The organism is Bradyrhizobium sp. BR 10289 (assembly GCF_019455385.1).
Classification (GTDB): domain Bacteria; phylum Pseudomonadota; class Alphaproteobacteria; order Rhizobiales; family Xanthobacteraceae; genus Bradyrhizobium.
In genome coordinates this window covers 107,082-120,558 of record NZ_JACOFR010000004.1, presented here as the reverse complement: position 1 = coordinate 120,558, position 13,477 = coordinate 107,082, and the positions used below count along the sequence as shown (strand labels likewise).

Annotated in this window: 12 protein-coding genes; 10 read left to right on the top strand and 2 right to left on the bottom strand. The window is 66.2% G+C overall.

Going from position 1 to position 13,477, the window contains the following annotated elements; translation table 11 throughout:
* Window positions 1–144: 144 nt before the first annotated feature.
* From HYH08_RS09460 to HYH08_RS09415, 10 genes are all read left to right on the top strand, one after another.
* Window positions 145–1,422 (top strand): amidohydrolase/deacetylase family metallohydrolase, encoded by a 1,278-nt coding sequence (locus HYH08_RS09460; RefSeq protein WP_220009505.1) that lies wholly within the window; start codon window positions 145–147, stop codon window positions 1,420–1,422.
* A gap of 9 nt (window positions 1,423–1,431) precedes the next feature.
* On the top strand, window positions 1,432–3,825 hold the full coding sequence (locus HYH08_RS09455; RefSeq protein WP_220009504.1) for a xanthine dehydrogenase family protein molybdopterin-binding subunit: 2,394 nt from the start codon (window positions 1,432–1,434) through the stop codon (window positions 3,823–3,825).
* Window positions 3,822–4,658, top strand: a complete 837-nt coding sequence (locus tag HYH08_RS09450) for an FAD binding domain-containing protein (protein ID WP_220009503.1) — start codon at window positions 3,822–3,824, stop codon at window positions 4,656–4,658. Before HYH08_RS09455 ends, HYH08_RS09450 begins: the two co-directional genes overlap by 4 nt.
* A complete protein-coding gene (locus tag HYH08_RS09445; protein ID WP_220009502.1) occupies window positions 4,655–5,854 on the top strand; it encodes a xanthine dehydrogenase family Fe-S subunit in 1,200 nt (399 codons plus the stop codon). The genes HYH08_RS09450 and HYH08_RS09445 overlap by 4 nt, the downstream gene beginning before the upstream one ends.
* A 69-nt stretch (window positions 5,855–5,923) precedes the next feature.
* Window positions 5,924–7,078 carry an ABC transporter substrate-binding protein gene (locus HYH08_RS09440; RefSeq protein ID WP_220009501.1) on the top strand — a complete coding sequence of 385 codons (1,155 nt, stop codon included), beginning with the start codon at window positions 5,924–5,926 and terminating at the stop codon, window positions 7,076–7,078.
* 68 nt (window positions 7,079–7,146) lie between these two features.
* On the top strand, window positions 7,147–8,019 hold the full coding sequence (locus HYH08_RS09435; RefSeq protein WP_220009500.1) for a branched-chain amino acid ABC transporter permease: 873 nt from the start codon (window positions 7,147–7,149) through the stop codon (window positions 8,017–8,019).
* Entirely contained in the window at window positions 8,016–9,062 is a 1,047-nt protein-coding gene (locus tag HYH08_RS09430) for a branched-chain amino acid ABC transporter permease (RefSeq protein ID WP_220009499.1), read from the top strand. The genes HYH08_RS09435 and HYH08_RS09430 overlap by 4 nt, the downstream gene beginning before the upstream one ends.
* A complete protein-coding gene (locus HYH08_RS09425; RefSeq protein WP_220009498.1) occupies window positions 9,062–9,844 on the top strand; it encodes an ABC transporter ATP-binding protein in 783 nt (260 codons plus the stop codon). Before HYH08_RS09430 ends, HYH08_RS09425 begins: the two co-directional genes overlap by 1 nt.
* Window positions 9,837–10,541, top strand: a complete 705-nt coding sequence (locus HYH08_RS09420) for an ABC transporter ATP-binding protein (RefSeq protein ID WP_220009497.1) — start codon at window positions 9,837–9,839, stop codon at window positions 10,539–10,541. The genes HYH08_RS09425 and HYH08_RS09420 overlap by 8 nt, the downstream gene beginning before the upstream one ends.
* A complete protein-coding gene (locus HYH08_RS09415) occupies window positions 10,513–10,860 on the top strand; it encodes a Rieske (2Fe-2S) protein (protein ID WP_220009496.1) in 348 nt (115 codons plus the stop codon). The genes HYH08_RS09420 and HYH08_RS09415 overlap by 29 nt, the downstream gene beginning before the upstream one ends.
* An 84-nt stretch (window positions 10,861–10,944) precedes the next feature.
* On the opposite strand, the gene HYH08_RS09410 is transcribed toward HYH08_RS09415, so the two are convergent.
* Window positions 10,945–11,805, bottom strand: coding sequence for an alpha/beta hydrolase (locus tag HYH08_RS09410; protein ID WP_220009495.1), 861 nt, complete (start codon window positions 11,803–11,805; stop codon window positions 10,945–10,947).
* Between the two features lie 108 nt (window positions 11,806–11,913).
* Window positions 11,914–13,449 carry a glucosamine inositolphosphorylceramide transferase family protein gene (locus HYH08_RS09405; RefSeq protein ID WP_220009494.1) on the bottom strand — a complete coding sequence of 512 codons (1,536 nt, stop codon included), beginning with the start codon at window positions 13,447–13,449 and terminating at the stop codon, window positions 11,914–11,916.
* Window positions 13,450–13,477 lie beyond the last annotated feature (28 nt).

The following is a 13,477-nucleotide window of genomic DNA, read 5'->3' as shown; positions in this document are numbered from 1 at the left end:
CTGCCGCGCTTAGCTCGATTCGAGTGCGCCTGCCACCATCCGGCACCGCATGATCATGGCATGATGCTTGCTTTTGTCAAAATGCGAAGCATGCTTCGTAATTCTGGGGCGAGGCAATCGCCCGTGTGAGGAGAGGAGACCGTCATGTCCGTCACAGCCAGTTTCGACCTTCTGCTGCGAGGCGGCCGGGTGATCTGCCCGGCCTCGGGCGTGGACGGCATCCGCGATGTCGCGATCCGTAACGGCAAGATCGCGGCGGTCGCGCCCGACATCTTGCCGGCCAGCGCGAAGGAGGTCGTCGATGTCAGCGGCAAGCTGGTGCTGCCCGGGCTGATCGACACCCACGCCCATGTCTATCAATATGTCTCGGGGCGTTTCGGCATGAACCCCGACATGGTCGGCGTGCAGTCGGGCGTGACGACGGTGATCGACCAGGGCGGTCCGTCCTGCATGACGCTGCCGGGCTTCCGCCATTTCATCGCCGAGCCTTCCCATACACGCGTCTACGCCTTCCTCTCCGCCTATCTCGTCGGCGGACTCGAGGGTCATTATTATCCGCAGCTCTACAGCCCCGACGGCGTCGACATCGACGCGACCGTGAAGGCCGCGACGGCCAATCTCGACATCGTGCGCGGCATCAAGGCCCATGCCGAGATCGGCGGCTTCGCGCGCTGGGGCATCCGCGTCATCGAGATGGCAGCGGAGATCGGCAAGCGCGCAGATCTGCCGGTCTATGTGCATTTCGGCCAGCTCTGGGGCTTGCCCGAGAGCGGTGCCAATGGCGAGGATGCCGACACCATTCTCACGCGCGTGATCCCGTTGCTGCGTGAGGGCGACGTGCTTGCCCATCCCTTCACGCGCCATCCCGGCGGCTTCGTCAATCGCGAGGGCGAGGTGCATCCGGTAATCCAGGCCGCGCTCGACCGTGGCCTCAAGGTCGACGTCGGCCACGGCAGCCACTTCTCCTACCGGCTCGCGAAGAAGGCGATCGCTGCCGGCATCGTTCCGACCACGCTGGGCGCCGACATTCACGGTTACAACACCCACGTGCCGGCACCGGCGGGCACGCCCGACCAGCACGAGGACGAGGAAAATCATCCGTTCGCGGGTCAAGCCAAATTCAGCCTGGTGCAGGCGATGAGCTCGATGATGGCGCTCGGCCTGTCGCTGGAGCAGGTGGTGCCGATGGTCACCTCCAATCCCGCAAAAATGCTCGGCCGCAGCGAGGAGATCGGCGCGCTCAAGGTCGGCATGGACGCCGACGTCTCCGTGCTCTCCGAGAAGAACGGCCGTTTCGTCCTCACCGACAACGAGAAAAACGAGGTGATCGCCGAGCGTCTGCTGCAGCCAGCCTTCTGCCTGCGCGCCGGAACGCGTTTCGATGCGGTCGCACCGATCCTGCCGCAGGCCGTCGCGGCATAAGGCCGGGCGGTGAAGGAGGGCGCGGAGTTGCGCAACGAGCGGGAGTTTCCGCACGGAAAGTCGGGGCAGGGCGTGGGTGCACGGCTGCCACGGAAGGAGGACGACCGCCTGATGCGCGGCCGCGGCCAGTATGTCGCCGACATCAGGCTCGCCGGCCTGCAGGATGTCGCCTTCGTCCGCAGCCCGCTGGCGCATGCGCGCATCCGCGGCATCCATGTGCCCGAGCGCTATCGCGGCAGCGTGTTCACGGCGGCCGATCTCGTCGGCATCAAGCCGATCCGTGCGGTCTCAGGATTGCCCGGCTTCAAGATTTCCGAGCAGCCAGTGCTGGCCACCGGCAAGGTGCGCCAGGTCGGCGAGCTCGTCGCGATGTGCCTCGCACCGACGCGGGCCGAAGCCGAGGACATCGCGGCGTCCGTGACGCTCGACCTGGAAGAGCTGCCCGCGGTCTATGACATGCTGAAAGCGCGCGAGCCCGGCTCGGGGCTGGTGCACGAGCATTGGGGCGACAACGTCTTCCTCGAGACCAATTACGAGGTCGACATCTCCGCCGCGCTGGATGCGCCGATCAAGGTGACGCGCGAGATCTCGACCGCGCGGCAATGCATGTCGCCGCTGGAAGGGCGCGGCGTGGTCGCGACCTTCGACCGCCGGCTCGATCAGCTCACGCTGCATTCGGCGGCACAGATGCCGCACATCACCCGCAGCGGCCTTGCCGAATGCCTCGGCATGGAGGAAGGCCAGATCCGCGTCATCTCGCCCGATGTTGGCGGCGGTTTTGGTCACAAGGGCATTCTGCTGCCCGAGGAAGTCTGCCTGTCCTGGCTGACCATGCAACGCGGCCATCCGGTGCGCTGGATCGAGGATCGCCGCGAGCATCTCGTCGCCAGCTCCAATTGCCGCGAGCATCACTACAAGATCACTGTCTATGCTGATCGCGACGGCACCTTGCGCGGCATCGATTGCGAGGCGACAGTGGATTCCGGCGCTTACTCGTCCTATCCGTTCTCAGCCTGCCTGGAAGCCGCGCAAGTCGCGAGCATCCTGCCCGGGCCCTACACGACGCCGGCCTATCGCTGCCGCACCTTCTCGGTCGCCACCAACAAATGCCCGATCCTGCCCTATCGTGGTGTCGCGCGCACCGGCGTCTGCTTCGCGCTGGAGCTGATGCTCGATCTCGTCGCGGCCGAGGCCGGCCTCGAGCCCGGCGAAGTGCGGCTGCGCAATCTGGTGCGCCCCGAACAGATGCCGTTCGACAACATCACCAAAAAGCACTTTGACAGCGGCGACTATCCCGAGGCGATGCGCCGCGCGCTCGCCGCCATCGATATCGATTCCATTCGTGCGAAGCAAAAGCAGGGAGAGGCCGATGGCCGCCGCATCGGCGTCGGCGTCTCCATCTATTGCGAGCAGGCTGCGCATGGCACGTCGGTCTATTCCGGCTGGGGCATCCCGATGGTGCCGGGCCACGAGCAGGCCTCGGCACGTCTGACGCCGGACGGCGGCCTCGAACTGCGCGTCGGCGTGCATTCGCACGGGCAGGGCATGGAGACGACGCTTGCCCAGGTCGCGCACGAGATGCTTGGCATCGATGTCGGCAAAATCCGCATCATCCTCGGCGACACCGCGATGACACCCTATTCGACCGGCACCTGGGGCTCGCGCTCGATGGTGATGGCGGGCGGCGCGGTGGCAACCGCCTGCCGCGAGCTCGGCGAGCGCGCAAGGCGCATCGGCGCAAAGCTGTTGCAACACGACCCGGCTTCGGTAGTGTTGCAGAACGGCGAGGTGCGCGGCGTCAATGGCAGCGTCAGCATCCAGACCATCGCCCACACGTGGTATCGCCGCCCGCAGGAATTGCCGGCCGACGTCGATCCCGGCGGGTTAGAGGTGACGCAGGGCTACAAGCCGGTGCGCGACAGTGGCACCTTCAGCTATGCCGCGCATGCCGCCGTCGTCGCGGTCGATCCTGACCTCGGCGAAGTGGAAATTCTGGATTACGTGATCGTCGAGGACGGCGGCGTGCTGGTCAATCCGCTCGTCGTCGACGGCCAGATCTATGGCGGCCTCGCGCAAGGCATCGGCACCGCGCTCTACGAGGAAATGCCGTTCGACGCCTCCGGCCAGCCGCTGGCGACGACGCTCGCCGACTACCTGCTGCCGGGCCCGACCGAGGTGCCCGCCGCGCGCCTCGACCACATGGAGACGCCGTCGCCCTATACGCAGTTCGGCGTGAAAGGCATCGGTGAGGGCGGCGCCATCGCGCCGCCGGCCGCGATTGCCAATGCCGTCAACGACGCGCTGCGCCCGCTCGGCGTCGAGCTGATGCAGTCGCCGATCACGCCGCATCGTGTCGTCGAGGCCGTGCTGGCCGCGCGCGCGACTGAGAGGAGCGCGGCATGAAACCGGCACCCTTCAGCTACGAGCGCCCGCGCGATCTCAATGCGGCGCTGTCGATGCTGGCCGCGAGCAGCGGCTCGGCAAAGATCATCGCCGGCGGCCAGTCGCTCGGCCCGATGCTCAATCTGCGGCTGGTGCAACCGAAGCTGATCGTCGACATTTCCAGCCTGGCCGAGCTCAAACGCGCGGAAGTATCGGGCAGCGAGCTCGTCCTTGGCGCGCTCGTCACCCATGCCGACATTGAGGACGGTCGCACCGCCGACGTCACCCGCGGTGCCATGCGCGGCGTCGCCGCCAACATCGCCTATCGCGCGGTGCGCAACCGCGGCACCATCGGCGGCTCGCTCAGCCACGCCGACCCCGCCGCGGACTGGATCTCGTCGCTCGCCGCCCTTGGCGCGCGCGTAACGCTGCGCAGCCTCGCCGGCGCGCGGACGATGGCGATCGAAGCCTTCGTCGTCGGCGCGCTGGAATCGGCGCTGCATACGGGCGAGATCGTCGAGGCGATCCACGTCCCGGCGCGCGCTGCGTCGGCGCATTGGGGCTACGCCAAGAGCTGCCGCAAGACCGGGGAGTTCGCCCACGCCATCGGCGCGGTGCTGGTCGATCCCGCAGCCGGCTCGGCCCGCATCGTGATCGGTGCGATCGACACAACGCCGATCGTCGTGACCGAAGCGGCCGAGCTGTTCGGCGGACGGATCGCCGCCGACTACAAGCAGCGTTTTGACATCAGCGTGGCCGACGCGCTTCTGGCCAAGGCCGGCATCGACGATGCCGCGCAGCGCCATATCCATGTCAGCGTGCTGAAGCGCGCCGTTCTGGAGGCCGCGGCATGACCACGATCGCCCTTCAGGTCAATCGCCGCGCGGTGGAGGTCTCGGCCGAGCCGCGCACCAGCCTTGCTGATTTCGTCCGCGACAAGCTCGATCTGACCGGCACCCATCTCGGCTGCGAGCACGGCGTCTGCGGCGCCTGCACCGTGCTGCTTGACGGCGTGCCGGCGCGCTCCTGCATTACCTATGCGGTCGCCTGTGCGGGTGCCGATATCACCACCATCGAAGGTCTCGACGAGGACGAGATCACGACCGAGCTGCGCGCGGCTTTCACGCGCGAGCATGCCCTGCAATGCGGCTATTGCACGCCCGGCATGCTGGTGTCGGCGCGCGATCTGGTGCTGCGTCTGCCCGATGCCGACGAACGGCGGATTCGCGTCGGCCTCAGTGGCAATCTCTGCCGCTGCACCGGCTATGTCGGGATCGTGCGCGCGGTGCAATCCGTCATTGAAGCTCGGCGCGCGCGCAACATCGCGCCGCAAGCCGATGGGGGGCGGACAAGTCTTGGCCCGGCCGGATCGGGGCGAGCCATTTCGAGCGGCGATGAGTCCAGGTCTGCGCGACAGGCTTTGGCCCCGGCATCAGCGGGTGCGGCGCCGGTCAGAATTCCCGACTTCACCCCCGCGACAGTTCTCGACCAGCGCTTCCGGCTACCGCATGCGCCGGCAAAAGTGTTTGCGATGTTCGACGATATCGCGGGCATTGCATCCTGCCTGCCCGGCGTATCGCTGACGGCACCACCAAGGCCGGAGCGCGTCGAAGGCCTGATCAGCGTCAGGCTCGGGCCCATTGCTGCGTCTTTCGAGGGCGCCGCGCGCGTCGAGCGCGATCCCGCAACGCTTTCGGGCCGCATCGTCGGCATCGGCACCGACCCCCGCAGCCATTCGGCGACGCAGGGCGAAATCCGCTACCGTCTGCTGCCGCTCGACGGCGGTGCGGCGACGGCCGTTGAGCTTGCGATCGGCTACACGCTCACGGGAATGCTCGCCCAGGTCGGCCGGCCCGGCCTGGTGCGCGATCTCGCCAGACGCCTGGTTGCGGAGTTCGCGAAAAATCTCGACCGCCACATGTCCGGCGCGCCGTCGGAGCAGGTGGCTGCGGCAGAGCTCAGTGGCTGGTCGATCGTCGCTGACGTTTTGCGCGCCCGGCTGGCGCGCATGTTTGGCCGCGTCTTCACCGGAAAGGGTGGCGCGGAATGATCGGCGTGCCGGCGCCGCGACGAAGCCTGGACTGCAAGACATCAACAGCGTGGGATTTGGAGAGACAACATGACACGAGCACTCGCACTGGTTCCGGCCATCGCTCTGGCGACCGCCCTGGTCGGCGGCACGGCAGGCGCGCAGACCATCAAGATCGGCGTCAATGAGCCGCTCACCGGCGCCTTCGCCGCATCCGGCACCTACGTCGTCAACGGCGCCAAGATCGCCGCCGACGAGATCAACGCCAAGGGCGGTATCCTCGGCAAGAAGATCGAGCTCGTCATCGAGGACAACAAGAGCAACCCGACGGAGGCCGCCGCCGTCGCCGAGAAGCTCATCACCAGCGACAAGGTGCCGGTGCTGATGGGCGCCTGGGGCTCGAGCCTGACGCTCGCGGTGATGCCGAAGCTGATGGAATACGAGACGCCGATGGTGGTGGAGACCTCGTCCTCCGGCAAGATCACCACCACGGGCAATCCCTTCATCTTCCGTATCTCGCCGCCCTCGGCGGTCGAGGCCGCCGCGTTCAAAGGCATCGTTGACAAGCTTGCGCTGAAGAAGGTGGACTTCCTCGTCATCAACAACGACTGGGGCCGGGGCACGGCCGAGGATTTCAGCAAGATGATGAAGGACAAGGGCATCACCATCGGTCTGGTCGAGACCATGGACCAGGGCGCGCAGGACATGAGCGCCCAGCTCTCCAAGATCAAGAGCTCGGATTCCGAGACTGTCATCGTCACGACCGCCGTCGATCAGCTCACCCTGATCTTCAAGCAGGCCGCCGCGCTCGGCCTGAAGAAGCGCATCATCACCACCGGCGGCTCGCAGAACCCGGACCAGATCATCGCGCAGGCGGGCGCAGCCGCCAACGGCACCATGCATCTGACGACGTTCCTGCCCTGGTTCCCGGACAAGACGCCGAACCCGGAAGCGACCAACTATTTCATCACGGAGTGGAAGAAGCGCGGCTTCGAGTTCGCCGGCTGCACCGAAAGTTTTCGCGGGTATGACGGCATCCGCACCGCGGCGGCCGCGATCGAGAAAGCCGGCAAGCCTGAGCCGGCGGCGATCAAGGCCGCGCTCTGGGACATCAACATCAAGGGCCTGAACGGCGACATCGTGTTCCGCAAGTCCGGCCCCGAGGGCAAGGAGAGCGGCCAGAGCCAGCCGAACGTCTATCTCATCGAGATCAACGACGGCAAGGTCGAGATGAAGACGCTTTGACGAGCGGCTACGTGGGCGAGGGCGGGACGTCTCCGCTCTCGCCGAACGCGGCTTAACCGGGATCGGCCTTGAGCGAATTCCTTCAGCATCTGGTCAACATGCTCGTGCTCGGCGGCACCTATGCGCTGCTGGGCATCGGGCTGACCTTGATCTTCGGCATCATGAACGTCGTGAATTTCACCCACGGCGTGCTCTACACGTTCGGCGCCTACATCATGTTCATCGTGGTGCAGCAGCTCGGGCTGAATTTCTTCCTGGCCTTGCCGGTGGCTGTGCTCGCCGGATGGCTGCTTGGGGCCGCGATCGAGCTGACCTTGCTGCGGCCGCTGCGCGGCTCCGACATCGATACCACGATGCTGGTCATGATCGGCGCCTGGATCGCGATGCAGTCCGGCACGCTGTGGATCTGGGGCGGAGTCGCCAAATCGGTGGCAACGCCGTTTCCCGAGGCGCCGCTGGTGCTCGGACCGGTGTCGGTCTCGTGGCTGCGCCTGTTTGTCCTTGTCGCTGCGGCATTCCTGATTCTCGTGACGTATCTCCTGATCAACAAGACCAGCCTCGGCCGCGCGATGCGGGCGACCTTCCAGGATCACGACACCGCCTCGCTGATGGGCGTCAATGTCGACATGATCTACACCTCGACCTTTGCGATCGGCTCCAGCCTTGCCGCCGCGGCGGGTGCGCTGCTCGGGCCGGTCTATGTCATCTTCCCGCAAATGGGGGATCTCGCCGCCGTCAAGGCCTTCGCCATCGTCATCCTCGGCGGTCTCGGCAATATCACCGGCGCGGTGATCGGCGGCTTCATTCTCGCCCTCGCCGAAGAGCTCGGCGCCGGCTACGTCTCGTCCGGCTACCGCGATGCCATGGGTTTCCTGATCATCATCGCGGTCCTGATCTTCAAGCCGACCGGCCTGTTCGCGCGCGCGGAGCGCGTCGGATGAGGATCATCATCACCATCCTGGCGGTCGCAGTGCTGGCCTCGGTGCCGCTCTGGCTGCGCGATCCCTATCTGCTCAATGCGCTGATCACGACCGGCATCTTCGTGATCGGCGCGATGAGCCTCAATCTGCTGCTCGGCTTCACCGGTCAGCTCAGCCTCGGCCACATCGCCTTCTTCGGCATCGGCGCCTATGTCAGCGCGCTGACCTCGCTCGGCTTCGATATCGGCCTGCCCGGAGGCCTGCGCCTGGTTCACACGCCCTGGCCGCCCATCGTCGGCTTCGTGTTGGCGATGCTGATCGCCGGGCTGTGCGGTTATTTCGTCGGCCAGTTGTCGTTCCGCGTCCGCGGCGCCTATTTCGTCATCGTGACGATCTCCTTTGCCGAGGTGGTCCGTCTGGTGGCGCTGAACTGGGTCGAGCTGACGCAAGGACCGCTGGCGTTGACCAACATTCCCTCCATCGCCCTGCCGTTGCCCGGATTCGGCGAGCTGACGCTGCGCACCAAGATGCAGAACTATTATCTCATGCTGGTGGTGGCGCTCCTCGCCTATCTGCTGATCGCGCGCCTCGTTCATTCCCATTTCGGCCGCGCCATGCGCGGGCTGATGGAGAACGAGACGCTGGCCGTCTCCGTTGGCATCGACGTCACCAAGACGCTGACGATTGCCGCGGTGATCTCCGCCGCGATCGCGGGCGCCGCCGGCAGCCTCTATGCGCATTACATCCGGATCATCGATCCGGAGGTGTTTGCCTTCATCAACACTGTCACCATGGTCATCATGGTGATCTCAGGCGGCAAGGGCTCGCTCGCTGGGCCCGTCGTCGGGGGCCTGATCTTCGGGCTGCTGCCGGTCGCGTTGCGGCCGGTGATGGCGCCGGAGGCGCAGTGGATCGCCTATGGCGGCGTGCTCATGGCGATCCTGTTCGTGCTGCCGCGCGGCATCGTGCCGTCGCTGGCACAGCGATTTTCGAGGCGGCGAAGCAACACGCCGGCGCTGGCTCCGGCAGCTCTCACCGAAACCGGCGCCAAGGAGCCGGCGTGATGAATGCGCGCAACGTGGCCATGACCATCGATCAGGTCGCCGTCCGTTTTGGCGGGCTGGTCGCGATTTCCGACATGAGCTTTACCGTCGGCGAGGGCGAGATCGTCAGCCTGATCGGGCCGAATGGCGCCGGCAAGACCACGGCCTTCAACGTGATGACCGGCTTCCTGACGCCGAGCGCGGGCCAGGTCACCTATCAGGGCACGACGCTCACCGGGTTGAAGCCGCACGAGATCGCCGATCTCGGCCTGATCCGCACCTTCCAGCGTACCAGCGTGTTCCCCAACGACACCGTCTACGACAATCTCCTGATCGGCCTGCACCGTCAGGGCCGGGTCCGGCTGCTCGATGCCATCCTGGGGCTGCCGGGCGCGCGCGCCTCCGAGCGCAAGCTACGGCAGAAGGCGAGCGAGCTGATCGAATGGGTCGGCCTCGAACGCCGCGCCCATGATGCGGCCGGCTCGCTCTCTTATGGCGAGCAGCGGCTCGTCGGCGTCGCACTGGCGCTCGCGGCAGAGCCTTCGATGCTGCTGCTCGATGAGCCCGTCTCCGGCATGAATGCATCCGAAACGCACCGCTTCGTCGAGCTGATCCGCGGCATCCGCGATCGCGGCATCACGATCCTGCTGGTCGAGCACGACATGCCCATGGTGATGACGGTCTCGGACCGCATCGTGGTGCTCAATTACGGCCGCATCATCGCGGAGGGCACGCCCGATGTGATCCGCAACGATCCGGCCGTGATCGAGGCCTATCTCGGACATGGAGCAGCGCGTGCTTGAGATCCGCGACATGGTCTGCGGTTATGGCGGCGTCACCGCGCTGCGCGGCATCTCGCTCGACGTGAAGGCTGGGCAGCTTGTCGCCCTGATCGGCGCCAACGGCGCCGGGAAGAGCACGACCTTGCGCGCGATTTCCGGTCTCGTGCCGCCGCGTTCCGGCCAGATGCGCTTCGAGGGCATCGACATCACCGGCGCAAGGCCACCACGCGTGCTGGCAAGCGGGATCGCGCATTGTCCGGAAGGCCGGCGCGTGTTTCCGCACATGAGCGTCGAGGAAAATCTCGACATGGGGGCGTACCTCCGTCGTGGTTCGGGCGAGATCGCGGCCGATCGCGACCGCATCTACGCGGAATTCCCGCGGCTCGCCGAGCGGCGCCGGCAGGCGGCGGGCACCTTGTCTGGCGGCGAGCAGCAGATGCTGGCGATCGGGCGCGCGCTGATGTCGCGGCCGCGGCTGATCATGTTCGACGAGCCGTCTTTGGGCCTTGCGCCCAACATCGTCGAGCGCACCTTTGCGATCATCCGCGGCATCCGCGATGCCGGCACCACGGTGCTGCTGGTCGAGCAGAACGCGTTCGCCGCGCTCGAGATGTGCGACCACGCCTATCTGCTCGAGAACGGCCGCATCGTGCTGTCAGGCGCGGGCAGCGAGCTGATCGAGAACGAGCATGTGCGAAAAGCCTACCTCGGGGGATGATGCGGCGGGGTCCGGCTGGATTCCGGTCTGCGATCTCGACCGGCTGAAGGCAGAGACGATTGTCCGCGTCGCCGGGCGCGACCTGCTCGTGATCTGGAACGATGGCGACGTCGTCGCCTGCGACCGCGCCTGTCCGCATGAGCAGGCCGATCTCGGTTTGGGGCAGGTGACGGCGGGGCGGCTGCGATGCCCGCGCCACGCGGCCTCGTTCGATTTGCGCGACGGGGCGATCACGTCGGGGTGGCCGAGCCCGCCATTGCGGCTCTATCCGGTCAAGGTTGCCGGCGAGCAAATCTGGATCGAAGCGGGGGAGCGGTAGCCTCGCCGGTGATGCGAGGCCACGCGCGAAATTCTCCTTTGAAAACAAAGGGCGTTCTACTGTGCATGGGGTTGTTTTCGACCTTCAGTCCAGCAGCCGGCGGGCAGCTTCCACCAGAATGCCGTCAGGTCGCCGCAGCGCCTCGAGAATGGTGAAGTGGTCGGCACCCTCGACCGGGATCAGCCTGCCCGGCGCGTTCGCCGCGATGCGCTTCTCATGGAGAGCGATGGAGTCGCAGACCAGCGCCGGCAGCTCGTTTCTGCCATAGGCGATGTCGAGCCGCTTCTGCGTCAGCGGCAGACGAAGCGGCGAGAGTTTTGCAATCTCCTCATCCGTCAGCTTCAGCGCGTTGTTGAGCCCGGTGTCGCGGATCGGCGCGAGGTCGTAGACGCCCGAGAGCGCCAGCCCCGCATGCACGCGCGGATGCTCCAGCGCCATCGCAACGAGGTGAGCGCCGGCGGACCAGCCCGACAGCACGATCGGTCCGGCAATGCCATAAGAGGCGCCGTTCGCGGCAAGCCAGTCGAGCGCACGCGGAATCTCCGCGACGATCTCGGTGAGGGATACGTCCGGCGCCAGCGAATAGCCGGGAATGGCAACCGACCAGCCATGCGCGGCGACACCCTCGACCAGCATGGCGAACAGCTCGCGGGAGTTACGCTGCCAGTAGCCGCCATGCACGAATACCAGGCAGGGGGCATCGGGCCTGGTGGCCGGATAGAGGTCGATCTTGTTGTTGGCACGCTCGCCATAGGGCAGGTCAAGATGGGACTTCAGCGTCGCCCGCATCCGCGCCGATGCTTCATTCCGCTCGGCGATCAGGGCGGGGCTGTTCTTGACGGCCGCGTTGTTGTCATAGGCCGCGCTGCGTTCGGCCGGGGACAGTTTTGCCCATGTGCTGCGCGGATCGAACGGCCGATGAAGCGGGCTGGTGTCGTCTGCCATTGGAATCTCCGCGTGCGAGAATTGCGCGCTCCTGTCTGCCATGAATCCCGTCCGAATTGAACATCGCTCCCGCTCAGGCGAGCAATGCGCCGTTCGCGGGGCGCCTCTTCAGCAGGCCGCCGATGGACGGGTTCGCGCAGGCGGAATGGCCGATGGCAATCGGCGCGTAAAGGCGCTCGTCTTCGGCTGAACGCGCGATCCGTCGATCACCTCGAGCCGGCCGCAGCGGTTCAGCGTGTGCAGCTTCCGGCCGGGCCATAACGGGCCCGGCTTGAGCGAGTGGCGAACGATCTGCCGGAACGCCGTCGGCGACAGCTCGATGACTTCCGCAAGGCCGAGTGCTGCACCATAGCCATCGGTGCAGTTCTGCACGGGACGCCACAGCCTGTCGTTGATGTTGACGAAATTCCCCGCCGGCCGCGCGCTCGCGCGATCGATCAGCACCGGGTTGCTGGCATGGGGCCGCCACGGGCCGAGCAGGTGCTCGGCGTAGTAGATCGCAAGCGAATCCGAATAGCCGGCGGTGCCGTCCCGCCAGGCGCCGAACAGATAGTATAGGCCGTTGTGTCGTGTGATCGTGGCATCGGCGAGCTCCAGGCCCGACAGCAGCGTCGCGTGCCGCTCCCATTTGTCCGGGAAGCGAACGCATTTGTAGAGCGCGACGTCGCCGCGAAGCGAGCTCTCCGGGATCATCCAGAGTTCGCCGTCGTCCTCGATCAGGAACGGATAGGAGAGGTGCCAGGGCTCTTCCAGCACGGGCACGACGTTTCCGATCGGCCCGGCGTCGCCGAACTCGATCGCCGAGATGATACCCTTGCCGACGCGGTGATCGAGATCCTCGAAGAAGACGAATGTCCGTCCGCGCCACGTGATGGGGAAGGGATCGGCGTAAAAGTGGTTTCCGGGATCGGCGAGGACATGCCAGCCCGGCCCGGACAGGTCTCCGGTTTGCCAGACATCGGCATTGTCATTGAAGCGCCATCCGATATGCCAATGCGGCGCGTAGCAGCAGAGGCGATAGATCTCCTTGGCGATCGACGCCGCGAGACCGCGCAAGACATAACCGGCAGGCCGGCGTCGGTTCGCAGCACCGACCGGACGCGAAAGCTGCGGCACGATGCGCGGCCGTCCCGACAGGATGGCTGCGACCATGGTCAGCGTGCGTGCCATGACCGTGTCGAGCGCGCCGCTGAGGCCGGCTGCGATCTCGCTGGATGGATGGCCGCGATCGAGCACCGCGCCGTCGATGTCGTTGACGATCTCGACGACAGGCAGATCGCCGGCAAGAACGGCGGCGAGCGCAGCATTCTCGCCGGCGGCACCGTTGAACAGCGGGCGGAGATACAGCCTGGCCGAACAGCCGGGATCGCGCGGAGCGGTCGTGAAATCGACGATCACATCGGCCGTGCCGGCGCGAGCTTGCATCTGGTCCGGAACGTACTTCAGCCGGTCGGCACCGCCGGCTTTGCCCCTGCGCAGCACCACGCGTTCGAGCTCGAACAGCGCATCAAGGCCTGCCGGCTGTGCCTCTGACGTCGTCGTCCATGCGATCTGCACCGGAACGTCGCTTCCGTCGACCGACAGCGTCTCGCGGCGCATCCACTGCCGGGCATGGTCACGTTCACAGCGAAACTCGATGATCATGTCGAGCCGATCTATCCCAACGTATCAG